This is a genomic window from Pseudomonas sp. RW3S2 (genome assembly GCF_014268955.1).
Taxonomy (GTDB): Bacteria; Pseudomonadota; Gammaproteobacteria; order Pseudomonadales; family Pseudomonadaceae; genus Aquipseudomonas; species Aquipseudomonas wayambapalatensis.
In genome coordinates this window covers 268,956-294,932 of sequence record NZ_JABWRM010000001.1, presented here as the reverse complement: position 1 = coordinate 294,932, position 25,977 = coordinate 268,956, and the positions used below count along the sequence as shown (strand labels likewise).

28 protein-coding genes are annotated in these 25,977 nt (G+C 63.5%); 10 read left to right on the top strand and 18 right to left on the bottom strand.

The annotated features are described in order from the left end of the window. Positions 1-21 precede the first annotated feature (21 nt). Entirely contained in the window at positions 22-2,664 is a 2,643-nt protein-coding gene (gene mprF, locus HU748_RS01375; RefSeq protein WP_186718902.1) for a bifunctional lysylphosphatidylglycerol flippase/synthetase MprF, read from the top strand. Further along, positions 2,664-3,956 (top strand): virulence factor family protein, encoded by a 1,293-nt coding sequence (locus tag HU748_RS01370; protein WP_186667187.1) that lies wholly within the window; start codon positions 2,664-2,666, stop codon positions 3,954-3,956. Before mprF ends, HU748_RS01370 begins: the two co-directional genes overlap by 1 nt. Positions 3,957-3,994: 38 nt before the next feature. On the opposite strand, the gene HU748_RS01365 is transcribed toward HU748_RS01370, so the two are convergent. Next, entirely contained in the window at positions 3,995-5,893 is a 1,899-nt protein-coding gene (locus HU748_RS01365; RefSeq protein ID WP_186667188.1) for a potassium transporter Kup, read from the bottom strand. 268 nt (positions 5,894-6,161) lie between these two features. Here HU748_RS01365 and rimO point away from each other — a divergent pair, with 268 nt between their 5' ends. The 5 genes from rimO to tsaA all read left to right on the top strand — a co-directional run bounded on the left by rimO (position 6,162) and on the right by tsaA (position 10,108). Beyond that, positions 6,162-7,493 (top strand): 30S ribosomal protein S12 methylthiotransferase RimO, encoded by a 1,332-nt coding sequence (gene rimO / locus HU748_RS01360; RefSeq protein WP_186667189.1) that lies wholly within the window; start codon positions 6,162-6,164, stop codon positions 7,491-7,493. Between the two features lie 119 nt (positions 7,494-7,612). Continuing rightward, the gene (locus HU748_RS01355; RefSeq protein ID WP_186718901.1) at positions 7,613-8,071 is read left to right on the top strand and encodes a GNAT family N-acetyltransferase; all 459 of its coding nucleotides are present in this window, start codon (positions 7,613-7,615) and stop codon (positions 8,069-8,071) included. Between the two features lie 112 nt (positions 8,072-8,183). Beyond that, positions 8,184-8,894, top strand: coding sequence for an rRNA pseudouridine synthase (locus HU748_RS01350; RefSeq protein WP_186718895.1), 711 nt, complete (start codon positions 8,184-8,186; stop codon positions 8,892-8,894). A gap of 49 nt (positions 8,895-8,943) precedes the next feature. Continuing rightward, entirely contained in the window at positions 8,944-9,405 is a 462-nt protein-coding gene (locus HU748_RS01345; protein ID WP_186667192.1) for a DUF1456 family protein, read from the top strand. A gap of 7 nt (positions 9,406-9,412) precedes the next feature. Continuing rightward, positions 9,413-10,108 (top strand): tRNA (N6-threonylcarbamoyladenosine(37)-N6)-methyltransferase TrmO, encoded by a 696-nt coding sequence (gene tsaA, locus HU748_RS01340; protein ID WP_186718894.1) that lies wholly within the window; start codon positions 9,413-9,415, stop codon positions 10,106-10,108. A 66-nt stretch (positions 10,109-10,174) separates the two neighbouring features. Here tsaA and fpr read toward each other — a convergent pair whose 3' ends face one another. Next, positions 10,175-10,954, bottom strand: coding sequence for a ferredoxin-NADP reductase (gene fpr / locus HU748_RS01335; RefSeq protein ID WP_054891020.1), 780 nt, complete (start codon positions 10,952-10,954; stop codon positions 10,175-10,177). Between the two features lie 121 nt (positions 10,955-11,075). Between fpr and finR the strand changes: the two genes are divergently transcribed. Next, positions 11,076-12,002 (top strand): LysR family transcriptional regulator FinR, encoded by a 927-nt coding sequence (gene finR, locus HU748_RS01330; RefSeq protein WP_186667194.1) that lies wholly within the window; start codon positions 11,076-11,078, stop codon positions 12,000-12,002. 3 nt (positions 12,003-12,005) lie between these two features. On the opposite strand, the gene HU748_RS01325 is transcribed toward finR, so the two are convergent. The 3 genes from HU748_RS01325 to HU748_RS01315 form a co-directional block, all read right to left on the bottom strand. Beyond that, on the bottom strand, positions 12,006-12,371 hold the full coding sequence (locus HU748_RS01325; protein ID WP_186667195.1) for a diacylglycerol kinase: 366 nt from the start codon (positions 12,369-12,371) through the stop codon (positions 12,006-12,008). Positions 12,372-12,443: 72 nt separating this feature from the next. Beyond that, entirely contained in the window at positions 12,444-13,094 is a 651-nt protein-coding gene (gene erdR / locus HU748_RS01320; protein WP_054891023.1) for a response regulator transcription factor ErdR, read from the bottom strand. 256 nt (positions 13,095-13,350) lie between these two features. After that, on the bottom strand, positions 13,351-14,061 hold the full coding sequence (locus tag HU748_RS01315) for a tRNA-uridine aminocarboxypropyltransferase (RefSeq protein WP_186667196.1): 711 nt from the start codon (positions 14,059-14,061) through the stop codon (positions 13,351-13,353). A 222-nt stretch (positions 14,062-14,283) separates the two neighbouring features. On the opposite strand from HU748_RS01315, the gene HU748_RS01310 reads away from it, so the two are divergent. After that, the gene (locus HU748_RS01310; RefSeq protein WP_186667197.1) at positions 14,284-14,706 is read left to right on the top strand and encodes a quorum-sensing-regulated virulence factor family protein; all 423 of its coding nucleotides are present in this window, start codon (positions 14,284-14,286) and stop codon (positions 14,704-14,706) included. 1 nt (position 14,707) lies between these two features. Here HU748_RS01310 and HU748_RS01305 read toward each other — a convergent pair whose 3' ends face one another. Next, positions 14,708-14,911 (bottom strand): hypothetical protein, encoded by a 204-nt coding sequence (locus HU748_RS01305; protein ID WP_186667198.1) that lies wholly within the window; start codon positions 14,909-14,911, stop codon positions 14,708-14,710. Positions 14,912-15,268: 357 nt separating this feature from the next. Here HU748_RS01305 and HU748_RS01300 point away from each other — a divergent pair, with 357 nt between their 5' ends. Next, positions 15,269-16,387 (top strand): LOG family protein, encoded by a 1,119-nt coding sequence (locus HU748_RS01300; RefSeq protein WP_186667199.1) that lies wholly within the window; start codon positions 15,269-15,271, stop codon positions 16,385-16,387. A gap of 60 nt (positions 16,388-16,447) precedes the next feature. Here HU748_RS01300 and recX read toward each other — a convergent pair whose 3' ends face one another. From recX to HU748_RS01240, 12 genes are all read right to left on the bottom strand, one after another. Beyond that, a complete protein-coding gene (gene recX, locus HU748_RS01295; RefSeq protein WP_186667200.1) occupies positions 16,448-16,918 on the bottom strand; it encodes a recombination regulator RecX in 471 nt (156 codons plus the stop codon). 19 nt (positions 16,919-16,937) lie between these two features. Next, positions 16,938-18,005 carry a recombinase RecA gene (gene recA, locus HU748_RS01290; protein ID WP_125931569.1) on the bottom strand — a complete coding sequence of 356 codons (1,068 nt, stop codon included), beginning with the start codon at positions 18,003-18,005 and terminating at the stop codon, positions 16,938-16,940. A gap of 104 nt (positions 18,006-18,109) precedes the next feature. Further along, a complete protein-coding gene (locus tag HU748_RS01285; protein ID WP_186667201.1) occupies positions 18,110-18,592 on the bottom strand; it encodes a nicotinamide-nucleotide amidohydrolase family protein in 483 nt (160 codons plus the stop codon). 59 nt (positions 18,593-18,651) lie between these two features. Continuing rightward, positions 18,652-19,113, bottom strand: coding sequence for a lysis system i-spanin subunit Rz (locus tag HU748_RS01280; protein WP_186667344.1), 462 nt, complete (start codon positions 19,111-19,113; stop codon positions 18,652-18,654). A 32-nt stretch (positions 19,114-19,145) separates the two neighbouring features. After that, the gene (locus HU748_RS01275) at positions 19,146-19,694 is read right to left on the bottom strand and encodes a glycoside hydrolase family 19 protein (RefSeq protein ID WP_186667202.1); all 549 of its coding nucleotides are present in this window, start codon (positions 19,692-19,694) and stop codon (positions 19,146-19,148) included. A 103-nt stretch (positions 19,695-19,797) separates the two neighbouring features. Continuing rightward, positions 19,798-20,343, bottom strand: a complete 546-nt coding sequence (locus HU748_RS01270; protein WP_186718889.1) for a hypothetical protein — start codon at positions 20,341-20,343, stop codon at positions 19,798-19,800. A gap of 50 nt (positions 20,344-20,393) precedes the next feature. Then, on the bottom strand, positions 20,394-21,203 hold the full coding sequence (locus HU748_RS01265; protein ID WP_186718887.1) for a hypothetical protein: 810 nt from the start codon (positions 21,201-21,203) through the stop codon (positions 20,394-20,396). A 6-nt stretch (positions 21,204-21,209) separates the two neighbouring features. Further along, positions 21,210-21,794, bottom strand: coding sequence for a 2OG-Fe(II) oxygenase (locus HU748_RS01260; RefSeq protein WP_186718885.1), 585 nt, complete (start codon positions 21,792-21,794; stop codon positions 21,210-21,212). A 24-nt stretch (positions 21,795-21,818) separates the two neighbouring features. Beyond that, positions 21,819-22,853 (bottom strand): contractile injection system protein, VgrG/Pvc8 family, encoded by a 1,035-nt coding sequence (locus HU748_RS01255; protein ID WP_186718883.1) that lies wholly within the window; start codon positions 22,851-22,853, stop codon positions 21,819-21,821. Positions 22,854-22,893: 40 nt separating this feature from the next. Next, positions 22,894-23,100: a tail protein X gene (locus HU748_RS01250; protein WP_063545897.1), complete on the bottom strand. Its 207-nt coding sequence runs from the start codon at positions 23,098-23,100 to the stop codon at positions 22,894-22,896. Next, a complete protein-coding gene (locus tag HU748_RS01245) occupies positions 23,075-23,920 on the bottom strand; it encodes a phage tail protein (RefSeq protein WP_186718879.1) in 846 nt (281 codons plus the stop codon). Before HU748_RS01245 ends, HU748_RS01250 begins: the two co-directional genes overlap by 26 nt. Before the next feature lie 15 nt (positions 23,921-23,935). Beyond that, positions 23,936-25,966, bottom strand: a complete 2,031-nt coding sequence (locus tag HU748_RS01240) for a hypothetical protein (RefSeq protein ID WP_186718878.1) — start codon at positions 25,964-25,966, stop codon at positions 23,936-23,938. Positions 25,967-25,977 lie beyond the last annotated feature (11 nt).

The following is a 25,977-nucleotide window of genomic DNA, read 5'->3' as shown; positions in this document are numbered from 1 at the left end:
GCTCGCCGCACGAGGTATTTCATGACCTCCCGCTCTCCAGACTCCCAGGCCCCTATCACTGCTGCCCTGCCTGCGGCAGCACAGCGTCTGCCGTGGCTCGAACGCCTCAGCAAATACCGCCAGCCCATCGGCCTGGCGATAACCCTGTTGTTGTTCGCCATGGCGCTGATCGCCTGCCGACACCTGCTGAGCGAGTTGGACATCTATGCCTTGCATGACGCCATGCTCAGCGTGCCCAAGCAGGCGCTGCTAGGTGCGGTACTGGCCACTGTGGCAGGCTTCGTGACCCTGCTGGGGTACGAGTGGTCCGCGGCCCGCTATGCAGGCGTCAAGCTACCACCCCGCACCCTGATGCTGGGCGGTTTCAGTGCATTCGCCATCGGCAATGCCATCGGGCTGTCAATGCTCTCCGGTGGCTCGGTGCGCTATCGCCTGTACGCGCGCAAGGGGCTGGGGGCTGCGGAAGTCGCACGGATGACCGTGTTCGCCAGTCTCTCCCTAGGCTGCGCATTGCCTCCGCTGGCAGCAGTGGCCACCTTGAGCGACCTCACCTCGGCCTCCACCGCATTGCGTATGTCCCCGGTACTGCTGGGCAGCATCGCCACCGCGGTGTTGCTGGCCTGCGCCGTCCTGGCGGTGGGGCTCTATCGTCGCCGCGCTGCCGAGCAGCCCCTGGCCGACAATCTGCTGGTGCAGGTCGGACGCCGCACCCTGCGCCTGCCCAGTGCACGCCTGACCGCCCTGCAACTGGTCATCACCGCACTGGACGTTGCCGCCGCCGCCACGGTGCTTTACCTGCTGTTGCCCGAAGCCCCGCCATTCGGTGCTTTCGTTCTGGTCTACCTGCTGGCCCTCGCGGCGGGTGTACTCAGCCATGTGCCCGGCGGTGTCGGTGTGTTCGAAGCGATCCTCCTCGCGGCCTTCGCCAACGAACTGGGCGCCGCCCCACTGGCCGCGGCGCTGCTGCTGTATCGCCTGATCTACGTCGTGCTGCCGTTGCTGGTGGCCTGCGTTCTGCTGTTGGTCAACGAAGCCCGCCGCCTGCTGTTCGCCCAACAGGCGATCAAGGCAGCGTCCGGGCTCGCCGCTCCCGTGCTGGCGATCCTGGTGTTTCTGTCCGGCGTGGTGCTGTTGTTTTCCGGCGTGACCCCGGAGATCGACAGCCGCCTGGAGCACATGGGCTTTCTCATCCCGCATCGCCTGATCGACGCCTCGCACTTCGGCGCAAGCCTGATCGGCGTCCTCTGCCTGCTGCTGGCACAGGGCCTGCGTCGCCGCCTGTCGGCGGCCTGGCTGCTGACCACGGTGTTGCTGCTGACGGGCGCACTGCTGTCGCTGCTCAAGGGCTTCGACTGGGAAGAGGCGTCGATGATGATCTTCACCACCGCCCTGCTGGCCCTGTTCCGGCGCTCGTTCTATCGCCCCAGCCGCCTGCTGGAGCTGCCGTTCTCGCCGATCTACCTGGTAGCCAGCGCTTGCGTGGTCGGTGCCTCGGTATGGCTGCTGCTGTTCGCCTATCAGGACGTCCCCTACAGCCACAAACTGTGGTGGCAATTCACCCTCGACGCCGATGCTCCGCGCGGCCTGCGCGCTGCACTGGGCAGTGCAGTACTGCTGGTGATCGTCGCCCTGACCTGGCTGCTGCGCACCGCGCGCCCGGTGATTCACCTGCCGAGCGAAGACGAACTGCAGCGCGCCAACCGTATTCTGCTGGCGTCCGATCAGCCCGACGGTGGCCTGGCCCTGACGGGTGACAAGGCGCTGCTGTTCCACCCCAACGACAACGCCTTCCTCATGTATGCCCGTCGCGGCCGCAGCCTGGTCGCCTTGTACGACCCGATCGGCCCGGCACAGGAGCGTGCCGAGATGATCTGGCAGTTCCGCGACCTCTGCGACCTGCACCATGCCCGCCCGGTGTTCTACCAGGTGCGCGCGGAAAACCTGCCGTTCTACATGGACATCGGCCTGACCGCGATCAAGCTTGGCGAAGAGGCGCGGGTCGACCTGCGCCGCTTCGACCTCGAAGCCAAGGGCAAGGAGATGAAGGACCTGCGCTACACCTGGAACCGCGGCGGCCGTGACGGCCTGACCCTGGAAGTCCACGAACCCGGGCATGCGCCCTTGCAAGAGCTCCGGGAAATCTCCGACGCCTGGCTGGCCGGCAAGAACGTGCGCGAAAAAGGTTTCTCGTTGGGCCGCTTCAGCCCGGAGTACCTGCAACATTTCCGTATCGCACTGATCCGCTTCCAGGGCCGTCCGGTGGCCTTCGCCAACCTGCTGGAAACCCACAGCAACGAACTGGCCAGCCTGGACCTGATGCGCGCACACCCCGAGGCACCGAAGCTGACCATGGAATTCATGATGCTCGGCCTCATCCTGCATTACAAAAGCCACGACTATGCCCGCTTCAGCCTGGGCATGGTGCCGCTTTCCGGCCTGCAACCGCGTCGCGGCGCACCGCTGACCCAACGCTTGGGCTCGATGGTGTTCCAGCGCGGCGAGCAGCTCTACAACTTCCAGGGCCTGCGGCGCTTCAAGGACAAGTTCCAGCCGGACTGGGAACCCCGTTACATGGCTGTGCCAGCCGGGCTGGACCCCCTGGTTGCACTGGCTGATACTGCCGCCCTGATTGCTGGCGGCCTGACTGGATTGGTGAAACGCTGATGACTCGACGTTACTGGTTGTACCTGCTGATCCCCCTGCTGCTCGCCGTGCTGGCTGGCGGCGGGGCCTTCTGGCTGTGGACCCGCCCTGCCCCCGAAGCCCGTATCGAGCACTTCACGCTGGACGATGGCAGTAACCTGACCCGGGTCACACCCGGCGTACGCGCCAAGACCCTGGTGGCAGTTGGCGTGCCCCATGATCAGGCACTGACCGACAAGCAACTGCTGGACCTCAGCCAGGCCGGTGAGGCTCAACTGGTGCAGGTGATCCTGCCGACCGGCGACTGCAGCAAGCAGCAGGTGGCGCTGGACCAGGCCATGGGCAAGCTCTCCGGCAAGCCGACCCTGGTTGCCGGCATCGGGCCAGGCGCCTCGCAGGCCTGGCGCTGGCTGGCCGGGCAGAACGACGACAAGGCCCGGGCGATCTCGGTCGACTTCAACCTCGAACAGCCAGACTGCAAGATCGAGCTGCCCAAAACCGCTGCCCACGGTCACTGGAACGTGGCCTGGAACGACAACCCCGACGATGCCAGCGCTGCCTTCGTGCGCGACCAGGCCAACGCCGAAACCAGCATCAGCGACTATGACATTCACCTGCCGCAGGTGCTCAAGGCCCAACTGACCCAGGCCCTGGTCGGTCGCGACGGTAACGCCCTGGCGATTCCCGTGGTGGAAGTGCCAGCCGGCCAGACCACCGACACCGTCACCCTGTTCCTCTCCGGTGACGGCGGCTGGCGCGACCTGGACCGCGACGTGGCGGGCGAGATGGCCAAGCTCGGCTACCCGGTGGTCGGCATCGACACCCTGCGCTACTACTGGCAGCACAAGACGCCTGAACAGAGCGCTGCCGACCTGTCGGAGCTGATGCAGCACTATCGTCAGAAATGGGGCACCAAGCGCTTCGTGCTGACCGGCTATTCGTTCGGTGCCGATGTCCTGCCGGCCATCTACAATCGCCTGCCGGAAGCCGACCAGAAGCGCATCGACGCGGTGATCCTACTGGCCTTCGCCCGCAGTGGCAGCTTCGAGATCGAAGTGGAAGGCTGGCTGGGCAAGGAAGGCCAGGAGGCCCCGACCGGGCCGGAGATGGCCAAGCTGCCTGCCGCCAAGGTGGTGTGCATCTATGGTGTGGAAGAAACCGACGAGAGCGGCTGCACCGACAAGACGGCCGTCGGCGAGCGCATGAAGCTGCCAGGCGGCCATCACTTCGACGAGAACTACCCGGCGCTGGCCAAGCGCCTGATCGGCGAGATCGAAACCCGTCAGGGCAAGTCGAACGTCGCAGAGCAGTAAGAACAACAAGGGCCGCGATGCGGCCCTTGTTATTTGAGTCAGATCTCGACCTGGGTTCCCAGCTCGATCACTCGGTTCAGCGGCAGGTTGAAGAAGCGCAGGTTGCCGTTGGCATTCTTCAGCAGGAACGCGAACAGGTTCCCGCGCCAGCGCGACATGCCTTCCAGGCGCGAGGCGATCACCGTCTCGCGGCTGAGGAAGTAGGTGGTGCGCATGGGGCTGAAATCCAGCTCTTCCAGATGGCACAGCCGCAGTGCCGCGGGTACGTCCGGTTCATCCATGAAGCCAAAGTGCAGCAATACGCGGAAGAACCCGTCGCCATAGGCCTCGACCTCGAAACGCTCCGACTCCGGCACCCGCGGCCGATCCTCGCTGACCACCGTCAACAGTACGACCTGGCTGTGCAGCACCTGGTTGTGCAGCATGTTGTGCAACAACGCATGGGGCACCGCATCGGCACGCGCCGTGAGGAACACTGCTGTCCCCTCGACACGATGCGGTGGCTGCACACGAATGCTGCTGATGAACACCGGCAACGGCAGGCCCCCCTCATCGATACGCTCGACGAGAATCTGCTTGCCACGCTTCCAGGTGCTCATCAGCACAAACAAGACGATCCCCGCCAGTACCGGGAAAGCACCACCCTGCACGATCTTCGGCACGTTGGCGGCGAAGAACAGCCCGTCCACCAACAGGAACCCCACCAGCAGCGGGACTGCCAGCACCGGTGGCCACTTCCACAGCAGCAGCATCACTGCGGCGACCAGGATAGTGGTCATGAGCATGGTGCCGGTCACCGCCACCCCATAGGCCGCCGCCAGGGCACCGGAAGACTCGAAGCCAATCACCAGCAGCACGACGCCGACCATCAGGGTCCAGTTCACTGCACCGATGTAGATCTGCCCCTGCTCGTCACTGGAGGTGTGCTGGATCTGCATGCGCGGCACGTAGCCCAGCTGGATGGCCTGGCGGGTCAGGGAGAAGGCACCGGAAATCACCGCCTGGGAGGCAATCACCGTGGCCATGGTCGCCAGCCCCACCAGCGGCAGCAGTGCCCAGCTTGGTGCCAGCAGGTAGAAGGGGTTGCGCGCAGCCTCGGGGTTTTGCAACAGCATCGCGCCCTGGCCGAAGTAGTTGAGCACCAACGCTGGCAGCACCAGGGCAAACCAGGCACGGGCGATCGGCTTGCGCCCGAAGTGGCCCATATCGGCGTACAGCGCCTCGGCGCCGGTCAGCGCAAGCACCACCGCACCGAGAATCGCCACGCCCATTCCGGGATGGACGATGAAGAAGTTCAACGCCCACCCGGGATTGAACGCCTTGAGCACTTCCGGGCTCTGCTGGATGCCATGCACCCCGAGCGCAGCCAGCACGAGGAACCACGCAACCATGATCGGGCCAAAGGCCTTGCCGATCTTCTCGGTGCCATGCTTCTGCACCAGGAACAGTACCACCAGCACTACCAGCGAGATCGGCACCACCCAGTGGTCGATGCCATCGAACGCCAGCCCCATGCCCTCGACCGCCGACAGCACCGAGACTGCCGGGGTGATCATGCTGTCGCCATAGAACAGCGAGGCGCCGACCAGCCCACAGCCGACCATCAGCATGCGCAGCCGCGGATGCCCCGCCGTGGCACGCCGCGCCAGCGCGGTGAGCGCCATGGTGCCGCCCTCGCCCTGGTTGTCGGCGCGCAGGATGAACATCACGTACTTGAACGACACGACCCACAGCAGCGACCAGAGAATCAGCGACAGGATGCCCAGCACCCCGTCGTGGTCGACCTGTACGCCATAACCGCCGGTAAAGACTTCCTTAAGGGTATACAACGGGCTGGTGCCGATATCGCCATAGACCACCCCCACAGCTGCCACCAGCAGGCCCAAAGGGCGTGCCGCCCCATGCCCGCCCTCGGCGTGACTGCTTGCCTGAACCATCGACCACTCCCGCAGACGGCCCTTCGGGGCCGATAGTATTCGCACCGGACGGCATGCTCGCAGCGCCCGGACCGCTGTCGTCATCCGGCTATCATTGCTACCCGGACACAACGGCGCGAAGCATAGCGCAGCGCTCGTCGCTTTTCTGCTGGTCAAGCGACCTTGCGCTCGCTAGAATTGCGCACTTTTTGATCAGAGGCGCCAAAAACGCCCGCCCGGATCACGCCGCCACTGGCAGGCGCGACCTGTTTCAATACCGAGGTTAGTCATGTCCACCACTCCCGCCACGCCGAAGGTCGGCTTTGTCTCCCTGGGCTGCCCAAAAGCCCTGGTCGACTCCGAGCGCATCCTCACCCAACTGCGCATGGAAGGCTATGAAGTCGTTCCGACCTACGAAGACGCCGACGTGGTGGTGGTCAACACCTGCGGCTTCATCGACAGTGCCAAGGCCGAGTCGCTGGAAGTGATCGGCGAAGCGATCAAGGAAAACGGCAAGGTCATCGTCACCGGCTGCATGGGTGTCGAGGAAGGCACCATCCGTGACGTGCACCCCAGCGTGCTGTCGGTCACCGGCCCCCAGCAGTACGAGCAGGTGGTCAATGCCGTGCACGAGGTGGTGCCACCGCGCCAGGACCACAACCCACTGATCGACCTGGTGCCGCCGCAGGGCGTCAAGCTGACCCCGCGCCACTACGCTTACCTGAAGATTTCCGAAGGCTGCAACCACAGTTGCAGCTTCTGCATCATCCCGTCGATGCGCGGCAAGCTGGTCAGCCGTCCGGTCGGCGAAGTGCTGAGCGAGGCCGAGCGCCTGGTCAAGGCTGGGGTCAAGGAGATCCTGGTGATTTCCCAGGACACCAGCGCCTATGGCGTCGACGTCAAGTACAAGACCGACTTCTGGAACGGTCGCCCGGTCAAGACCCGCATGCTCGAGCTGTGCGAAGCCCTGAGCAGCCTGGGCGCCTGGGTGCGCCTGCACTATGTCTACCCCTACCCCAACGTCGATGACGTGATCCCGCTGATGGCCGCCGGCAAGATCCTGCCGTACCTGGACATCCCGTTCCAGCACGCCAGCCCCAAGGTGCTCAAGGCCATGAAACGCCCGGCCTTCGAGGACCGTACCCTCGCGCGCATCAAGAACTGGCGCGAGCAGTGCCCGGAACTGGTGATCCGCTCGACCTTCATCGTCGGCTTCCCCGGCGAGACCGAAGAGGACTTCCAGTATCTGCTCGACTGGCTGACCGAAGCCCAGCTCGACCGCGTCGGCTGCTTCCAGTACTCGCCGGTCGAAGGCGCCCCAGCCAACGACATGGGCCTGGAAGAAGTCCCGGATGACGTCAAGCAGGATCGCTGGGACCGTTTCATGGCCCACCAGCAGGCGATCAGCAGCGCACGCCTGCAACTGCGTATCGGCAAGGAGATCGAGGTACTGATCGACGAAGTCGAGGAGCAGGGTTCGGTAGGCCGCAGCTTCTTCGACGCGCCGGAAATCGACGGCAGCGTGTTCATCGACGGTGACCACGGCTTCAAGCCGGGCGACAAGGTACGTTGCCGTATTGTCGATGCCGACGAATACGACATGTGGGCCGAACCGGTCTGATCGAGACGCAAGCCCCGCCCCTTCGCGGCCACACGCCGCGAAGGGGCAAGCTTTGAAGAAAAACTCCGCAAAACTGTCATCAAGCATCTATGTTTTCCTCACTACCAGAGGAATACAGAATGTCCTTGCCCCTGACGCTGCATACCCCCCACTACAACGACTACCCCGAACTGGTCCGTATCTGGGAAGCGTCGGTGCGCGCCACCCATGATTTTCTCCCTGACGCCTACATCGTGCTGCTGCGCGATCACGTGCTGCGCCGCTACCTGGATGCCGTGATGCTGATCTGTTGCCGGGACGCCCAACGCAGGATCCTCGGCTTTGCCGGTGTCGCCAACGGTCGTGTCGACATGCTCTTCGTTGACCCCGAACATCGCGGCCTGGGGGTTGGCAAGCGTCTGCTGCGCCATGCCATCGAGGAGCTCAACGCCGAACGCCTGGACGTCAACGAACAGAACCTTCAGGCGCTGGGTTTCTACCTGCACGAGGGCTTCGAAGTGGCGGGACGCTCGGAAACCGATGGCCTCGGACAACCCTATCCACTGCTGCACATGCGACTGATCCGCGCACCGCGGTAGGCACGGCCCGTCAGCCGCGCCTGAAATGGCCCGAACAGCGCAGATTCACAGCCGCAACATGGCACGGGCAGGTACAATAAGCACCTTTCCCTGCCCTGCGAACCCTCAGCTCATGTCCGAACCCGTCCGCCTGTCCAAACGCCTCATCGAACAGCTCGGCTGCTCACGCCGCGAGGCCGAACTGTACATCGAAGGGGGCTGGGTCACGGTCGATGGCGTGGTGGTCGAGCAACCGCAGTTCAAGGTTGAAACCCAGCGTGTCGAACTGCTCCCGGGGGCACGTGCCGAAACACTGGAGCCGGTTACCTTGCTGCTCAACCAGCCCAAGGGCCAGGACAGTGAAACTGCCCGCGCCAGCATGAACATGGCCAGCCTCAGCGAAACCCACCGCGAAGGCGTGCGCCCCCTGCACGGGCACTTCGCCAGATTGACCTGCACCGCCCCGCTCGAACGCGGCGCCAGCGGCCTGCAGGTATTCAGCCAGGACTGGCGTGTCACCCGCAAGATCGACGCCGACCTGCGCCGTCTGGAACAGGAGTACATCCTCGAGGTGCGCGGCGAAACCACGCCCCAGGCCCTGGAGCGCCTGGCCCGTGGTGCGACCCGCAATGACCGGGAACTGCCCCGGGCCAAAGCCAGTTGGCAGAACGAAACCCACCTGCGCCTGGCCCTGAAGAACCCTCAGCCCGGGCAGATCTCCGAAATCTGCGCCTACCTGCGCCTGGAACTGCTCGGCATGCGCCGCATTCGCCTGGGTGGCGTGTCGATGGGCAAGCTGCCCCTGGGCCAATGGCGCTACCTGTCCGGCAGCGAACGCTTCTAAGCGATACCGCCGCGCCGCAAGGTGCGGCTCAGAAAAGGATTCGAGTCACATGAACCACAACGATGTCCTGCGCAGCCTGCGCTACATGCTCAAGGTGAACGACGCCAAGATGGCCGAAATCATCGCCCTGTCCGGCCTTGAAGTGAACCCGGTGGTGCTTGCCGGCTATATCAAGAAGGAAGACGAAGCCGGCTATGTGCGTTGCCCGGAGCGCGTCATGGCGCATTTCCTCGATGGCCTGGTGATCCACCGCCGTGGCAAGGACGACAACCGTGCGCCCCAGCCCGTCGAGCTGCCGGTGACCAACAACACCGTGCTGAAGAAACTGCGGGTGGCTTTCGAACTCAAGGAAGACGACCTGCACGCGATCCTCAAATCGGTCAATTTCCCGGTGTCCAAGCCCGAACTCAGCGCGCTGTTTCGCAAGGTCGGCCATGACAACTACCGCCCCTGCCAGGACCAGCTGCTGCGCAACTTCCTCAAGGGCCTGACCCTTCGCGTGCGTGGCTGAGCCGATCATGCAGCACAGCGTCACACCGGTCGGCATCGTCCGCTCCTGCTTCAAGGAGAAGTTCGCCATCCCCCGCCAGCCCCGCCTGGCGCCCGCGGCACGCGGCGTGCTGGAGTTGCTGCCGCCGTTCGACCAGGGCGACGCGGTACAGGGCCTGGAGCAGGTCAGCCACGTGTGGCTGCTGTTCCTGTTCCACCAAGCACTGGAGGAAAAGCCCCGGCTGAAGGTGCGCCCGCCGCGCCTGGGCGGCAACAAGAGCATGGGCGTGTTCGCCACGCGTGCCACCCATCGCCCCAACGGGATCGGCCAGTCGGTGGTGCGCCTTGAAGCTGTAGAGCCCGGACGCCTGCTGTTGTCAGGTATCGATCTGCTCGACGGAACGCCGGTGCTCGACATCAAACCCTACGTGCCCTACGCCGACAGCATCGACAATGCCATCAACCAGATGGCCAGCGATGCGCCACTGCCGATCAACGTGCAGTGGAGCGATAGCGCCCTGCACCAGGCCCACGAGCACGCTCTGCGCCTGGCAGAACCACTGGTGGAACTCATCGAACAGTGCCTGGCCCAGGATCCACGCCCGGCCTATCAGGTGCCAGCGCCGGAACGGCTCTACGGAGTGAAGTTCTGGGATGTGCAGGTGCGCTGGCATTATCCGCAGCCGGAGGTGATCCGGGTGCTGGAGGTTGCACGCGAAGCCTGAATTCACACTTTCCAGGCATAAAAAAACGCAGACCCAAGTCTGCGTTTTTTTATGCCGCAATTCGCCTTACTTCTCGACGAATGCGCGCTCGATCAGGTAATCACCCGGCTCACGCATACGCGCAGAGATCTTCAGGCCGAAGCTGTCGAGTACTTCGCTGGTCTCGTCGAGCATGCTCGGGCTGCCGCAGATCATCGCACGATCGTCCTGCGGGTTGATCGGTGGCAGGCCGATGTCGCTGAACAGCTTGCCGCTGCGCATCAGATCGGTCAGACGGCCCTGGTTCTCGAACGGCTCGCGGGTCACGGTCGGGTAGTAGATCAGCTTCTCACGCACCGCTTCGCCGAAGAATTCATTCTGTGGCAGGTGCTCGGTGATGAACTCGCGGTAGGCGACTTCGTTCACGTAGCGCACGCCATGGACCAGGATCACCTTTTCAAAACGCTCGTAGGTTTCCGGGTCCTGGATCACGCTCATGAACGGCGCAAGGCCAGTACCGGTGCTCAGCAGGTACAGGTGCTTGCCTGGGTTCAGGTCGTCCAGCACCAGGGTGCCGGTCGGTTTCTTGCTGATGATGATCTCGTCGCCTTCCTTCAGGTGCTGCAGCTGGGAGGTCAGCGGACCGTCCGGCACCTTGATGCTGAAGAACTCCAGATGCTCTTCCCAGTTCGGCGAAGCGATCGAATAGGCACGCATGAGCGGACGGCCGCTTTCCTGCTGCAGGCCGATCATCACGAACTGACCGTTCTCGAAGCGCAGGCCCGGATCGCGGGTGCACTTGAAGCTGAACAGGGTGTCGTTCCAGTGATGCACACTGAGGACACGTTCGTGGTTCATGTTGCTCATCTAATGGGGCTCCTGAAGAAAAACGCGGCGCGCGCAAGACGCGCAGTTGCGCGATAGTTTAGTGGCAGCGAGAATATCTGTTAACTGAATTATCAAGATATGACTTATCGGTTATATAGATATGCGATTCACTCTCCGCCAGCTTCAAGTCTTCGTCGCCGTCGCCCAGCATCAAAGCGTATCGCGAGCGGCCAATGTACTGGCCCTTTCGCAGTCGGCGGCCAGTACTTCCATCACCGAACTGGAGCGCCAGTCCAGCTGCCAGCTGTTCGATCGCGCCGGCAAGCGCCTGAGCCTCAACGCCCTGGGCCATCAGTTGCTGCCCCAAGCAGTAGCCCTGCTCGACCAGGCCAAGGAAATCGAAGACCTGCTCAACGGCAAGTCCGGCTTCGGCTCGCTCGCCGTCGGTGCCACCCTGACCATCGGGAACTACCTGGCAACGCTGCTGATCGGCAGCTTCATGCAGGTGCACCCGGAAAGCCAGGTCAAGCTGCACGTGCAGAATACGGCGCACATTGTGCAACAGGTAGCCCACTACGAAATTGACCTGGGTCTTATCGAGGGTGACTGCAACCACCCTGACCTGGAGGTGCAACCCTGGGTCGAGGACGAACTGGTGGTGTTCTGCGCCCCGCAGCATCCACTGGCCAAGGTCGGCCGCGCCAATATCGAGGCCTTGTCCCAGGAGGCGTGGATCTTGCGCGAACAAGGCTCAGGCACCCGCCTGACCTTTGACCAGGCCATGCGCCACCACCGCGCCAACCTGAACATCCGTCTGGAGCTCGAACATACGGAAGCGATCAAACGCGCCGTGGAGTCGGGTCTGGGGATCGGCTGCATTTCACGCCTCGCGTTGCGCGACGCTTTCAGGCGCGGCAGCCTGGTGGCGGTGGAAACACCGGAGCTGGATCTGCTGCGGCAGTTTTACTTCATCTGGCACAAGCAGAAGTACCAGACCTCGGCCATGCGTGAGTTTCTCGAGCTGTGCCGCAGCTTTACTGCGGGGGTGCAGCGCAGCGACGAGATCGTGCTGCCGGCCATCGCCTAAGCGCTAGCCGAGCAGGATCACGCCCCAGACCAGCGCCACCATGCTCATTGCCACCAACTGCGCGGCACTGCCCATGTCCTTGGCGTTTTTCGACAAGGGGTGACGCTCCAGCGAGATGCGGTCGATGGCAGCCTCGACCGCCGAGTTGAGCAGCTCGACGATCAGCCCCAGCAGGCACACGGCGATCAGGATCGCACGCTCGCCGCGGCTGACCGGCAACCAGAAGGCAGTCGGGATCAGCAGCACGTTGAGCAGCACCAGTTGGCGGAAGGCAGCCTCGCCCTTGAAGGCGGCGCGCAGGCCGTCCAGCGAATAGCCGGCGGCGTTGAAGATGCGTTTCAGGCCGGTCTGGCCCTTGAATGGCGACATGTGAGTCAATTCACCTGGAAAAGGCCTGCAGGCTAGTCCAGCCTGGGTCAAAAAAGCGTGAAGCCGCGAGGCTCAGTTAGCTGAAACCGATTCAAGTTGTTGCAGCAGCAATGCGGCCTGGGTCCGGGTGCGAACGCCCAGTTTGCGGAAGATCGCAGTGACGTGGGCCTTGATGGTCGCCTCCGAGACGCTCAGCTCGTAGGCGATCTGCTTGTTCAACAAACCTTCGCAGACCATGGTCAGTACCCGGAACTGCTGCGGCGTCAGGCTCGCAAGCCCCTCGCTGGCGGCCTTGGCCTCGGCCGACACATCAACCTTTTCGAACGCCTGCGGCGGCCACCACACTTCGCCGTCGAGCACCTTGCGCACGGCGTCCTGGATGGTTTCCAGCGGGCTGGACTTGGGAATGAAACCGCTGGCCCCGAACTCGCGGGACTTGACCACCACGGCCGCCTCTTCCTGCGCCGACACCATCACCACCGGAATCTGCGGATACTGCCCGCGCAGCAGGACCAGACCGGAGAAGCCATAGGCCCCCGGCATGTTCAAGTCGAGCAGGACCAGGTCCCAGTCGGATTTCTCGGTCAGGCGTGTTTCCAGTTCGGCGATGCTTGCCACCTCCACCAGCCGTACGTCCTGCCCGAGGCCGAGGGTCACGGCTTGGCGCAAGGCACTACGGAACAGCGGATGGTCATCGGCAATCAGGATTTCATATGTAGCCATCGATCCAGGGGTCCTGTTCTGTGCCAGGCGCTGCGGGGTACGGAGCCTGTGCCTGGCGGGCAACTCAAGGCGCGGGCGACGGCGCCGCCTGCGGCAAGGGCACGACCGCAGCCTGGGATGGCGGCTGCGTCGTGGCCGAATCGGCGCCAAGGATGCCGAGCACCGTCCGGGTGGTCAAGCCAATTGCCCGGCGGCCTCGCCCACCCTGGCGACCTGCTCGACAGTATGAACCAATCCGGCTCGCTTGCCCCTTGGACTATAGGAAGGTATGCAAGCGTTGATGCGGCTCATCCTGGTCGTCCAGTGCCAGGTGTCGCTTGCCGCTGAGGTAATGCAGGCTGAACACGTCGAGGTAGGCATCCAGCGCTTGGGAGGCACGGTTGTCGCCGGCCAGGTCCAGACACATGGCCGCCACTTCCGCGGTGCAGAAATGATCGTCACGCTTGGAGCGGCGCAGGCGGTAGCGCGACATCTGCTCGGCCTCCAGGCTCAGCACCGGGAAGCGATCCAGGTACGGACTCTTGCGAAACATCTTGCGCGCTTCGGTCCAGGTGGCGTCGAGCAGGATGAACAGCGGCCGCTTGCCAGGCTCGCACACCACCTCGTTGACCACCCGCTCCGGTGCGACGAACTCACCAGGGAAGACGATATAGGGCTGCCACTGGGGTTGTTCGAGCAGCGCCAGCAAACGCGCGTCGACATCGGTGCGCTGCCAGCCGAAGGCCCAGGTATCTTCGATCAGATCGGCGATCAGCCAGCCGGTGTTGGTCGGCTTCAATGGCTCGGTGTCGTGCATCACCAGACACATGCCGGCCCGGGCGTCGACCCGAGGCTTCCAGGCGCACAGGCAATGGCTGGCGATCACCCGGCAGTCCGGGCAGCGATCAGCGCGCGAACCGCGGGCGACGAAAGGTTTGTTGCTGCGCGCCAGACGCTCGGCGCGCAGGCGCGCTACCGCATGGCTCATGGCTGCAAGCCTGTGGACAGGAATGGGATGGACACTGCGACAACTCGGCGGGGAACAAAGACGTGAGTCTACCAGAGCAGCCACAGGATTGCCGTGCAGGCTACAAGCGCGCTCCCTTATAATCGCGCCTTTGGCAGCCGCTGCGCCCGTTGAGCGACGCGTTCATGGAACGCCGCCAGAAGGCGCAGGTCAAAGCGCCAGTTACCGAACCAGGAGAGATTCATGCTGCGTCTTATCGTCCCGACCCTGAGCCTGCTGCTCGCCCTGCCGCTCGCAGCCAATGCGGCGTCCAAGCAGGACTACGAGCTGAACCAGATGCTGCAGAAGGTTGCCAAGGAGAGCAGCGTCGGCACGCCACGCGCCGTCAACGAAGACATCCTCGATCAGGGATACACCGTCGAGAAGGGCAAGGCGCTGGTCAACCACCTGAGCGTGCGCGAAGAACATGCCCAGCGCATGCTGGAAAACCCGGCGCTGGTGCGCAGCCAGCTGGGCGACAGCGTCTGCCGCAACACAGGCTACCGCCAACTGATGACCAAGGGCGCGGTAATGGTCTACCGCTTCACCGTCTACAAGACCAACCAGCCGGTCATGGACCAGGCGTTCGATGCTGCCAGCTGCACGGCCGGCAACAAGAAGAAGTGATTCAGGCGACCTGATCGTCGCTGGCGCGCCGTTGCTCCTCATCGGCGCGCAGATCCGCCAGCAAGGCCTGAAGGTAACGTGATTGCCTGTCGGCGCCTTGCAACCTGCGCAGGCACTCGCCCTCCAGGCTCAATTGATGGTCCTGGGCCGCACGCCTGAGCAGTTCATACAACTGCAAGTCCACCTCAATGACCAACCGATGCATACCGCGACCTCCCTGCATCGCGCCGTTGTCTTTCAGTTAATCAAACCCCTGCACGGATTGGATCCTATCAGACGAACGGTTTGCAGCCGCAAACCGGCAGGATCGCTCGCCAGCGTCTAGATTGAAAGCGAACAGCACGCGTCAGCGGCAAGCACAGGAGATTGCCGCGCCACGACGTTGCCGGACCCGCAACGACAAAAGACAAGATGGACTCACGCCACTGCATCACGGCCTTGAAGGCCTACTGCAATGCTCGAGATGCACACTCGAGCGACAGCAGCCAGCGACACACGCGGTGTCGCGGCCGGGACACCCCATCGACCCGGTCAGAGGTTTTGCTGCAGAAGGAGACGCTGAATGCCTTACCTACCGAATGAACGTCTGTCCGATCATTTCAGGGAGCAGGGGATCGACCTGAACAAGATTGATGAACAACTGCAACTGGTGGCACCGGACAGCCCCAACCTGCCGCTCTACCGCGACATGATGCTGACCATCCTGCGCATGGCCTTCGACGACGCCAACCGATGGAATGCCAAGATCACCTTGCAGGCCCTGCGCGAACTGGACCACTCCTTCCGCACCCTCGAACGCTACAAGGGGCGACGCAAAGTCACTGTATTCGGCTCGGCGCGCACGCCTCAGGAACACCCGATGTATGCCCTGGCCCGAGAGCTGGGCGCCAGCCTCGCCCGCTCCGACCTGATGGTCATCACCGGGGCCGGGGGCGGCATCATGGCCGCTGCCCACGAAGGCGCCGGGGCAGCAAACAGCCTGGGTTTCAACATCACCTTGCCCTTCGAGCAGCATGCCAACGCAACGGTGGATGGCACCGATCAACTGCTGCCCTTCCACTTCTTCTTCATCCGCAAGCTGTTCTTCGTCAAGGAAGCTGACGCCTTGGTGCTCTGCCCGGGTGGTTTTGGCACCCTCGACGAGGCACTCGAAGTGCTGACCCTGATCCAGACGGGTAAAAGCCCTCTGGTACCGGTGGTGTTGCTCGACTCGCCTGGCGGGAGTTTCTGGCAGGACGCACTGAGCTTCATCAGCCGTCAATTGGAAGAGAACCGCTACATACTCCCCAGCGACCTGAAACTGGTACGTCTGGTACACAGCGCTGACGAGGCTGTGGAGGAAATCAACCAGTTCTACAGCAATTACCACTCCAGTCGCTGGTTGAAGAACCAGTTCGTGATCCGGATGCTGCACCCCCTCAGCGAGGCGGCGCTATACGACATTCAGGAGGGCTTCGCCGACCTGCGCCTGAGTGGCAAATACCATCAGCAAGCCGACAGCAGCGCAGAACATGAAGTCGGCGACTTCAACCACCTGACCCGCCTGACCTTCGCCTTCAACGGCCGTGACCAGGGACGCCTGCGTGAACTGGTGGACTTCATCAACCTGCCGGAAAACTGGGCCAAACCCCAACCGATGCACACGACGCAACATGCCCGGGAAGCGTTGAAAGTCAGTTGAACGAAAAACGGCCAGTGCGGCTGACCAGGCAGATGTCTGCCATGTCAGCCGCACTGGCCGTCAATCGTCGAGATCGCGCCCGCTGAGCAGTCGCCCGATCATGTCCATGGAAAAACCACGGTAGGCGAGAAAGCGTGTTTGCTGCGCTCGGCTGCGAGGATCCTGAGGGCGTTGCCCGGCGAACTTGCGCTGCCAGACGTCCCGTAAGCGGGCTGACCAATCTACACCGCTTTCGCGCAGTGCCTGATCGATATCGCCACGGTTCAACCCTCGCTGGCTCAGGTCTTCACGAATACGCGCTGGACCATAACCGGCGTTGGAACGGTAGGAGATGAAGCTCTCCAGATAGCGGGCCTCACTGAGCAGGCCTTCCTCGGCAAGCCGATCAAGCGCGGGCTCGATCAGCTCATCCGTGGCGCCGCGCTGACGCAGCTTACGAGTCAGCTCGACACGACCGTGCTCGCGGCGCGCAAGCAGGTCCATGGCTGTCCGCCGAACGGCGACGGGGGTGTCGAGTACGACGGACGACATGTGCGATCAACCAGCGATATCAATAACCGGCTTCAGCATCAGCCATATCGTCGGCATCAGCTTCGGCGGCGGCAGCCTTGGCAGCCGCGGCGACAGCGCCGGAGGTCAACAGCTTCTCACGAATCTGCTTCTCGATTTCCGAACCGATGGCCGGGTTCTCTTGCAAGTACTTGGCGGCGTTAGCCTTGCCTTGGCCGATCTTGTTGCCCTGGTAGCTGTACCAGGCGCCGGACTTCTCGACCAGGCCTTGAGAGACGCCCAAGTCGATGATCTCGCCGTTACGGTAGATACCTTTGCCGTAGAGAATCTGGAACTCGGCCTGACGGAAGGGTGGCGAAACCTTGTTCTTGACGATCTTGACGCGCGTTTCGCTACCGACCACTTCGTCGCCTTCCTTCACCGCGCCAGTACGACGGATATCCAGGCGGACCGAGGCGTAGAACTTCAGGGCGTTACCGCCGGTGGTGGTTTCCGGGCTACCGAACATCACGCCGATCTTCATACGGATCTGGTTGATGAAGATGACCAGGCAGTTGGCGTTCTTGATGTTACCGGTGATCTTTCGCAGCGCCTGGGACATCAGACGGGCCTGCAGGCCGACGTGCATGTCACCCATTTCGCCTTCGATCTCGGCCTTGGGTACCAGGGCCGCCACGGAGTCGACGATGATCACGTCGACGGCGTTGGAACGCACCAGCATGTCGGTGATTTCCAGGGCCTGTTCGCCGGTGTCTGGCTGCGAGACCAGCAGGTCATCGACGTTGACGCCCAGCTTGCCAGCGTACTCAGGGTCGAGGGCATGCTCGGCGTCGACGAAGGCGCAGGTGGCGCCGTTCTTCTGGGCTTCGGCGATGACCGACAGGGTCAGCGTGGTCTTGCCCGAGGATTCCGGGCCGTAGATCTCGACGATACGGCCCTTTGGCAGGCCGCCGATGCCGAGGGCGATGTCCAGGCCCAGCGAGCCGGTGGAGATGGCTGGAATAGCCTGGCGCTCGTGATCGCCCATGCGCATGACTGCGCCCTTGCCGAATTGGCGTTCGATCTGACCCAGGGCCGCAGCCAAGGCGCGCTTCTTGTTGTCGTCCATTGAAATCCTCACGTGTTCGACGTGGCCCTGATGGCCGGAATACCTGTATAAGTAGCCAGTATTATTCCACAGGGATTCGTTTCCGCAAACCCCCGTCGAGCGATTTACTCGGCACCAAGCTGTAACAAGCCGTCTAACGCAGCGATCACCGTCTGTCGGCGCACCGCCTCGCGGTCGCCATCGAAGTGACGGCGCTCGCTGATAACACGGCCTCCATCGCCCCAGGCCAGCCATACAGTGCCCACCGGCTTGGCCGGCGAGCCGCCATCCGGCCCGGCGACACCACTGACCGCCACGGCAAAACGCGCGCCGCTGGCGGCCTGGGCACCACGAACCATGGCCTCGACCACCTCCTGGCTGACTGCGCCAACCTGGGTGAACAGTGCCTCGGGGACGCCAAGCTGCCGGGTCTTCTGGGTGTTGGAGTAGGTGACGTAGCCGGCCTCGAACCAGGCCGAACTGCCGGGAATACGGGTGATCGCCTCGGCGATGCCCCCGCCGGTGCAGGACTCGGCGGTGGTCACCTGCGCATTGAAACGGCGCAGGTGTTCGCCCAGGCGGGTAGAAAGTACGGTGATCGGGTCCATGACAGGCTCCTTGCGTGACTGCGCACTACCCTACCACCCTCATCCCCCCAGGCAAGGATTCACGGCGCCAGCGCGCGGATATACGCCTGGCAGGCACGCAGGGCGATCAGCCCCCGGTCGCCGTCGTCGGTAATGGCGATAATTCGTCGAGCATGCGCCGGGTCAAGTCGGGCGCGTACGGTGCCATGATCCACGCCGCCGGCGCCGGTGGCGGCAGGCATTGTGGAACAGGCGGCGTCACGTTCGACCAGGACCGACAGGCGCAGATCGGCAGTAGCAAGGCGATCACGCAGACGAGCCTGATTCTGTTGCGCATCGGTAAGCTCCTGGAAATGGATGGACTCGCTGTCATGCAGGCGTCGCTCAAGCGCCTGGCGCTGCTCGCGCTCGTTGCGCAGTTGCTCGTTGAGCACCTCGGCCTGCTCCACTCGCTGGCGCGCCTGGAGCTCGTCCGACTCGGCGAACAAACGCTCGTAGCGCCAGGCCTGGGCCTGCCAGGCCAGTGCCGCCGACAGCAGCATCAGCGCCAGGCATGCGCAGAGCTGCCAACGGCTCAGCACAAGACCTCCCGGGCCCTGGCCCAGAGCTTGAGGCGCTCATCCAGGCCATTGAGCCCACCGTTGATATGCCGGGTGATGCGGTTGAATTCACCACGATCGGCCAAGGCATTGAGCCCGCGCGACTGCCAGAACCAAGCCGCCGACTCGCAGGCCCAACGCGGCTGCTCGAGAAGCTGGGGTTGCGCCAGCAACCGCTCATCACCGAACAGCGCACGGCTGCAGGCCTGGTAGTTGTTACGCCCAGTGACCTGGATCAGGCCGCGACCGCAATACAGCTGGCCATCGCCGTCAGCCTCAGGGGTGTTGCCCAGGCGCAGGGCCAGCGGGCCGGTGTCGTAGCGTGAAAGGTAGCGGTCGCTGCCCAGTTCCTTCACATAGCGTAACTGGCCGGACTCATGACCGACCTGGGCGAGAAAGGCGGCGATGCGCTTGGGATGGTCGATTTCCCAACGGGCCATGGCGTCGTTGAGAGGTGTGAGAAACGCGCCGGCACGCTGGCCGGCGAGCGGATAGATCTGAATGAGTTGCCGCTCGGTGAGCATGCAGAACCTCCCTGGCAAGCAAAAAAAACCCAGGCAATGCCTGGGTTGGGAGTGGGTTGTGGACTGCGTCCTGGATAATGGCGCAGAGGATCGGTGCAAGACGTCAGCCTTCGGCAGCACCGCCCCGGGAAAAAATGCGCCGCCGGTGGCGCCAACCGGTCAGCAGCGCGAAGGCCAGCGCTGCAGCCGACATGACGCCACTGACGATTACACCGCGGCGGATCGAAGTGTTGTTCCACTCGATGACCTGTTGGTTCAGCCGGTCGTCGAACAGAATACGACCCTCTTCACTGGCCAGGGCTCGCACCCGCCCGGAGCCTTCCACGGTCAGCCTGAGCACGGTGCCCATACCGATTCCCGCCTGCTCGAACGCACTGCGATAAGCATACAGACCTTGCTGCCGACGCTGACCGTCCAGGTCGTAGGCCACACCAAAGCTGACCAGCTCGGGCTGGGGCTTCCAGACTTGTGGGTGGGTCGTCAGTCGACCGTCGAGAGTGAACAGCCTGGTGTCATCCGACGTAGGATCGTCGCGATATCCCCGCCCGTAGATCGCGGCGAAAGCAAGGAAACAGATAGCCAGGAGCAGCAGGACGATGAAACGCTGGCGCGGCGTGAGTGCAGAAAGCTGAGAGGCGAGTGAAGCCATATGTCCGTTATCGATGACCGTTGGGCTGGAGCGCAACCCTACCACGAACCTCAGCGGTGGTATTGATCGCTGCCCAGGTACACATCACCCGGGTTCACGATCTCGATCGGACCGATATCGATCCAGGCGTCCGGCAGATCAGGGTAGACCACAGGTGCCGTACCGGAGCTGCCTCCTTCAACATAGCCCCCTCCCCCGCCGCCAGCCGCCGCCCCTTCTTCATAGACGGCACGGCTGTCGCTGGACAGCGCCACCGTCCCCGTTGCCGGATCCCAGTGAGTGGTAGCAATACGATCGGCGTAGTAGGCGCCCAGTTCGGCGAGCGTGGCCAGTTTCAGGTCCGGTGCCACCCAGTAGTCGGGGTAGCTGGCCTGGGGATTGGCGCTGAAATACTGCTCCCAAACCGGTTTCACCAGCGACTGGTAGAGGTTGTTCCTGACGTCGGAGGTGATGATGCCCGAGACGTTGGCGCCAATACCGACCGCTGTGAACAAGGCCGCGGCAGGGCCGAACCCGGCCAGCAGGGCAATACCGCCGACCACGCCGGCAACGTTGCCTACCAAACTGATGACATCGCCGGTGTTGAACGGTTGCTCGGTGCGGTACTCCGCAGTGATCTTGACGAACACGGTGGTCGCGGCCAGCGTGTTGGTGGTCACGCTCAGGAACGGCGTGAAGCCGGCTGTCAGCTTGACCATGGAAGTCACGCCAGCCACTGTCGCAACCGTCTGGGTGCTCTGGTTGACCAGGGCGAAGCCCTCCTTGTCGCTATTGTACTGATCGATCAGCGACGTGCCGGCTGCACCGGTGCCCGCCGCCTTGTCGACATAGCCGACGATCAGTTCGACTGTTCCAGCCATGGTTATCTACTCCTTGATGAGGGTCTTGAAAGCCAGGCTCACACGCAAGCGATTGCAGCTTGCGGTGGGCGATCTGGCGCTATGGGGAATGCGTCCGTCGAAAAGCACGATTCGCCCGGGCTTGGGCAGTACGGCCTTGATTACATCGGTCTTGGCGGCGTTGAAGAACAGCAGCTCGCCGCCCCAGGCCGTAGCCCAGTGTTCGTTGCAGAACATGACCAGGGTCTTGCCCGGCTCATCCGGGCGGTTGTCGCGGTGGATAGGGCCGTCCTGGCCGCTGGTCTGGCCATTGGCGTAGACCCCAAGCAACGTTGCCTGCGGTAGATGGCTGTCCTTGAAGCCGGCCCACCAATCGGCCAGGAACGTCCAGCCGGCGCGCTCACGCAGTTCCTGCTCGCAGTCCTGTCGTTGTTCGCGTGCGCTGCCGGCAATGAAGGCATGCCAGCACGGTCGATCCAATACGCCGTAGTGCTGCGCCCAGCCGAAACGCCACACAGGGCCGGCCAGCCGCTGGGCGAGCATGGACAGCTCCTGTGGGCTCAGCAGGTCGTCCAGCACCTGGATCGCATCCGGGTTGAAACTCGATTGCATGAAGATACTCCTTGTCGAAAAGGCCTAGGCCTTGAGGGTGGCGGCCTTGTCCGCTGCACGCCCCGCGTTCCCGGCCTTGCCCGTCTTGCCACCGTTGCACTGCACGGTGGTCCGCCAGCCAGAGCCGGTGAACACTTGCTCGACCGAGTTGATCAGGTACTGGCCGTCTAGCCCGTCGACAAAACCACTCACCTCGATGCTGCGTTCGACGAACAGGTCAGTGCGCCCGGGCATGTCCAGGCGCACGCTGGCCGTCTCGCGGTTGAAGCTGGCCAAGCGTGCGCGGGCAGCCTGTTCGGCGGCGGCGCGATTGGGGTACAGGTGGCGGTCGGTATGGACAGGACGCTGGCTCTCGGAGCCTGCGTCGTTGCCCAGCTCGACCACTTTTAGCTCACCGCTGGCACTGTCCTGGTGACGGGTGCGCACGGCCTTGCGGGTGGCCTTGTCGTCCAGGCGAAATTGCCATTGGCTGACGTCGCTGCGCCGCAGCGTCACCAGCCCCAGCGTCTTGCCGCTTGCGCTCTGCCCGCCCTGGCGCGGCAGTACCAGCAACTGGCCGTTGGCGAGCTTGCCAGTGCAGTCGTACTGACGAGCCAGACGGGTGATGAAGTTGAAGTCCGATTCGTTGTACTGGTCGATACGCGGCACGTTCAGGGTGACCGGGCAGATCGCCTGCCAGCCGTTGCGCGCGCCAATCTCGGCGATGATGCGTTGCAGCGGAACGTTCTCCCAGCTGCCGCTGCGGATGGTTCTGCCACTGCCGCACAGGTCGCTGGCCTTGCCGCGGATCACCAGCGTATCTGGCGGCCCGGATAGCTCGACCTCATCGACGGTGAAGCGCCCCAGCAGCGTCAGCGGCTGCCCGGCGTAGCCCAGGTGCACCTCCAGCACCGCGCCGCGAGGCGGCAGGGCCAGGGCGCCGTCGCGGGCATCGATGCGCAGCTCGAACGTATCGGACTCCATGCCGGGTTTGTCGGTGGTGCGCAGCAGCAGCAGGCGGTCGTTGATCAGCGCGGTGATGTCCTTGCCATCGGCATTGATGCTGAAGACGGGTTGCATGACTCATGCCTCCGTTGTCGGTGTGGATATGGGCCTACGCTCAGTCCCAGAGCTGCACGCTGCTGACCGTGGCAGTGGGTAGGTCGGGCAGCAGGATCATCACGCCGGCACGCAGCGGCTGGTCTTCGTCGGCCAGCCCTTGATTGGCCTCCAGTACGGCTTCGACCGTGCGGTTGAGGTGGCCGTAGTAGTGCTGGCAGAGGGTGTCGAGCAGGTCGCCGTCAGACGTTTTGCAGGTCTTCGCCATAGCGGGTGAACTCCAGTGAAAAACCCTGTTTGCGTGGAATACCGCCTGCCAGCAGATTGCTCTGGTCTTCATCGATACTGGTCAGGCACCAATTGCCGAGCACCTCGCCGTAACCGGTGGTCAGGCTCAGGGGCAGCAACTGACGACCGATGCTGCGCAGGGTCTGCAACTGGCCAAGTCCGCCCTTGAACGCAGGGAAGATCGCACCACGGATGCTGATCGTCTCCTCGCCCTGGCCGACTGCCTGCTGCGCGCTGTCGCGGCTCAGGCGCTCCTGGGCAGCCCAGCGGAAACGGGTCTGGCGGCGCAACTGGTCGAACGCTGCGGTATCGAGGTTGAAGTAGTAGGGTGCGGCATTGGCCTTCAGCGGTTGCAACACCAGCAGGTGCGCAAATGGCTTGATCGCTTCGGCGGCCGGCGTTGTCCGCGGCGCGAAGCCGAAGGTGACGAGCACCCCGCTTGCCACTGCGCGGGCATCGCCCACCACCTTGCGGATCGCCGCGCCGGCCTTGCCCAGGTGCTCGGAAAAGACCTCGACACGCTCCTGCACCTTGCGCACCTCGTCGACGGTCTTGTCGTAGCGGGCAATCACTTTGTTGACACGCCCTTGTGCCGAGTCGATGGCACGCAGGGTGCGTTGCAGGCGCTTGCCGATGGCCGGTCCGATCCAGGGCAATGCTTCGAGTTCGGCCGCGGCTTCCTTGACGTGGTCCACGGCCTGGTTCATCGGGTCGAGCATGGCGCCGGCACGCCGACGCCCCTCCTCGCCCGCCTTGACCAGTGCATGCAGTGCGGCCTGCAACTGCTCCAGGTAGGTCATGAATGTCCCTCCGGTTCAAAATTGTCGTAGAGGGTCTGCCAGACGCGCTTCATCAGCTCTTTGCCGTTCTTCCAGTACCCGGCGCACAGCCAGTTCCAGGTCGGTGGCGAGTTGGTCGTGTGCAACAGCGGCGCCTTGCAGCGTGATGGGGATGTTGGTGGTGAAGTTGAAGGGCTGGCCTGCCCCGCTGGTAATCACCGGTTGGGCCGGGGCTTGCGGCGGAGCATCTGGCAGGACGCTGGCTTGCGGCGGCACCGACAACTGCGCGGCTGGTATCTGCACCTCTACTGCGAGCTTGTCCATTACAGCTGAACGTCCAGACGCTGAGGCCTGCACCGCAACCTTCGGCAACCCCAGTACAGCAGCCGGCCTTGACGGCTTCTGAGGCGATCGAGGGAGCTCGACCTTTATGGCAGCGGGCGCAACGCTGGCGCCAGGACTTTCGAATCTGGGAGAAGGCACGATACCGGGGACCAACGAAAGACCAGGAATCGCCGGAGGCCATGCACGAGGCTCAGCGATGGCGCCTGCAACCCGGTGCTTGGCCGCCGCACTTGGCGCCCTCCCCTCATCCACAGGACGTCTCAACAGATCCCTCACGAGAGCCTTGTCCATGCCGGCAGTGTCAGCAGTCGAACCCGGCTTCGGCCTAGTCAACATCGAAGGCCGCCGTTGCGATGAAACGCTTGCGGCGGTTGCAAACTGCGCCATAAGCCCCGCCGGCCGAAGAGGAGACGGCGGTCCTGACGACCTGGCACGCTCCGGGCTCTGCTCCTTTGCCGTCCCGCTCGCCTTGGCCGGCAGCCCGCGCCGTACCGGCTGCTCTGTGGAGGCAGGCTCTTGGTACTGGGTGGCCAAATATTTGCCTACCGCCGACCCAACCTGATCGCCCACAAAGTTGCCGACCGACATCCCTATCGTGGTACCGATCGGACCCAGCAACGATCCGGCGGCACCCAGGGCGCCACCAAGAATCAGGCCCCCTGCCGCGCCGCCATAACCGCTCCACTTTTCTTCACGGGTTTGCGCCGTGCCATAGGTATAGGCCGCCTTTGCACCAGACTCGATGAACATCGAAGCAAGGGGTATTTTCAATGCCTTGAGGTTCTCTGCGACGCCCTTGGCGGTCCCAGCGACAGCCCCTGGGTTGGTGTAACGCCGCTTGAGTACCTCCCAGCTGGCATAACCCCCGCCCACCACCGCAGCAGTCGTAAGCGCGTCCCTGACTGAGCCAGACAGCGTCGAATAAGGATCCGCGTCAGGTTTCGACTGAGTCGATACCGGCGTTGATGGCGGTTTGTCCTTGGCTGTAGCCGATGCAGGGTTCGTGACCCGCTCGCCAGCCCAGGCGCCCAGCTTGTCGCCGGCCATACCGAAGGCAACGCCGCCCACCTCCGAGACCATCGTGCCCCAGCGCGGCACCGCCGCCCCCAAAGCCTTGCCGCCTATGGTGCCGACTGCCGACCCAACCGCACTGAGATAGCCCACTGCCTGCTCCTTCGCCGTGGTGGCGGTGGAAGCGGTGTGGAAGAGCTTCAACCCCAAATCCAACTTGGTTGCAGAGGCAGCCTCCTTGGCCGCAGCCCCTGCTCGGGTACGGGCAGTGGCTCGGCTCGGCGTGGGATCAGAAGAGGCTGACGAAACTGCTTCGCCCTCCCCCGACACCACCCCTTGTCGAGCTTCAGGTGCATCCGCGTTGATCCGGGGAGTTGAATCTGCGCGCGGCCGAGGCTGGGGGTACGCATGTACGATCTGAGCGGGCAACTCGAACGGGGGTGGGTTGGATGCGCGCCATCCCTGTTCAGCCAAGGGTAACGGCTGGTGCTCCAGTGCCGGAGTGAGTCCTTGCCAGTTCGACAGCTGTGGCACGACTGATGGATACGGGCCTGGTCGCCAGATATCCAGCGGTGATGAAAACGATTGCAGCGCCTTGCCGTAAGGCGCCCAATGATCGGTAAACCTGGCGCGATAGTCATCGAGCGCGCCAGGGAAAGCCGAGCCAGATGCGACGGCTTCCCCCAGGGCAATCCCTGATTTGTTCGCCATCCGTTAATCCT

Excerpts from the sequence above, each read along its gene's own strand:
- mprF (WP_186718902.1), top strand. The coding sequence starts at position 22 with ATGACCTCCCGCTCTCCAGACTCCCAGGCCCCTATCACTGCTGCCCTG.
- HU748_RS01370 (WP_186667187.1), top strand. The coding sequence starts at position 2,664 with ATGACTCGACGTTACTGGTTGTACCTGCTGATCCCCCTGCTGCTCGCC.
- HU748_RS01365 (WP_186667188.1), bottom strand. The coding sequence starts at position 5,893 with ATGGTTCAGGCAAGCAGTCACGCCGAGGGCGGGCATGGGGCGGCACGC.
- rimO (WP_186667189.1), top strand. The coding sequence starts at position 6,162 with ATGTCCACCACTCCCGCCACGCCGAAGGTCGGCTTTGTCTCCCTGGGC.
- HU748_RS01355 (WP_186718901.1), top strand. The coding sequence starts at position 7,613 with ATGTCCTTGCCCCTGACGCTGCATACCCCCCACTACAACGACTACCCC.
- HU748_RS01350 (WP_186718895.1), top strand. The coding sequence starts at position 8,184 with ATGTCCGAACCCGTCCGCCTGTCCAAACGCCTCATCGAACAGCTCGGC.
- HU748_RS01345 (WP_186667192.1), top strand. The coding sequence starts at position 8,944 with ATGAACCACAACGATGTCCTGCGCAGCCTGCGCTACATGCTCAAGGTG.
- tsaA (WP_186718894.1), top strand. The coding sequence starts at position 9,413 with ATGCAGCACAGCGTCACACCGGTCGGCATCGTCCGCTCCTGCTTCAAG.
- fpr (WP_054891020.1), bottom strand. The coding sequence starts at position 10,954 with ATGAGCAACATGAACCACGAACGTGTCCTCAGTGTGCATCACTGGAAC.
- finR (WP_186667194.1), top strand. The coding sequence starts at position 11,076 with ATGCGATTCACTCTCCGCCAGCTTCAAGTCTTCGTCGCCGTCGCCCAG.
- HU748_RS01325 (WP_186667195.1), bottom strand. The coding sequence starts at position 12,371 with ATGTCGCCATTCAAGGGCCAGACCGGCCTGAAACGCATCTTCAACGCC.
- erdR (WP_054891023.1), bottom strand. The coding sequence starts at position 13,094 with ATGGCTACATATGAAATCCTGATTGCCGATGACCATCCGCTGTTCCGT.
- HU748_RS01315 (WP_186667196.1), bottom strand. The coding sequence starts at position 14,061 with ATGAGCCATGCGGTAGCGCGCCTGCGCGCCGAGCGTCTGGCGCGCAGC.
- HU748_RS01310 (WP_186667197.1), top strand. The coding sequence starts at position 14,284 with ATGCTGCGTCTTATCGTCCCGACCCTGAGCCTGCTGCTCGCCCTGCCG.
- HU748_RS01305 (WP_186667198.1), bottom strand. The coding sequence starts at position 14,911 with ATGCATCGGTTGGTCATTGAGGTGGACTTGCAGTTGTATGAACTGCTC.
- HU748_RS01300 (WP_186667199.1), top strand. The coding sequence starts at position 15,269 with ATGCCTTACCTACCGAATGAACGTCTGTCCGATCATTTCAGGGAGCAG.
- recX (WP_186667200.1), bottom strand. The coding sequence starts at position 16,918 with ATGTCGTCCGTCGTACTCGACACCCCCGTCGCCGTTCGGCGGACAGCC.
- recA (WP_125931569.1), bottom strand. The coding sequence starts at position 18,005 with ATGGACGACAACAAGAAGCGCGCCTTGGCTGCGGCCCTGGGTCAGATC.
- HU748_RS01285 (WP_186667201.1), bottom strand. The coding sequence starts at position 18,592 with ATGGACCCGATCACCGTACTTTCTACCCGCCTGGGCGAACACCTGCGC.
- HU748_RS01280 (WP_186667344.1), bottom strand. The coding sequence starts at position 19,113 with ATGCTGCTGTCGGCGGCACTGGCCTGGCAGGCCCAGGCCTGGCGCTAC.
- HU748_RS01275 (WP_186667202.1), bottom strand. The coding sequence starts at position 19,694 with ATGCTCACCGAGCGGCAACTCATTCAGATCTATCCGCTCGCCGGCCAG.
- HU748_RS01270 (WP_186718889.1), bottom strand. The coding sequence starts at position 20,343 with ATGGCTTCACTCGCCTCTCAGCTTTCTGCACTCACGCCGCGCCAGCGT.
- HU748_RS01265 (WP_186718887.1), bottom strand. The coding sequence starts at position 21,203 with ATGGCTGGAACAGTCGAACTGATCGTCGGCTATGTCGACAAGGCGGCG.
- HU748_RS01260 (WP_186718885.1), bottom strand. The coding sequence starts at position 21,794 with ATGCAATCGAGTTTCAACCCGGATGCGATCCAGGTGCTGGACGACCTG.
- HU748_RS01255 (WP_186718883.1), bottom strand. The coding sequence starts at position 22,853 with ATGCAACCCGTCTTCAGCATCAATGCCGATGGCAAGGACATCACCGCG.
- HU748_RS01250 (WP_063545897.1), bottom strand. The coding sequence starts at position 23,100 with ATGGCGAAGACCTGCAAAACGTCTGACGGCGACCTGCTCGACACCCTC.
- HU748_RS01245 (WP_186718879.1), bottom strand. The coding sequence starts at position 23,920 with ATGACCTACCTGGAGCAGTTGCAGGCCGCACTGCATGCACTGGTCAAG.
- HU748_RS01240 (WP_186718878.1), bottom strand. The coding sequence starts at position 25,966 with ATGGCGAACAAATCAGGGATTGCCCTGGGGGAAGCCGTCGCATCTGGC.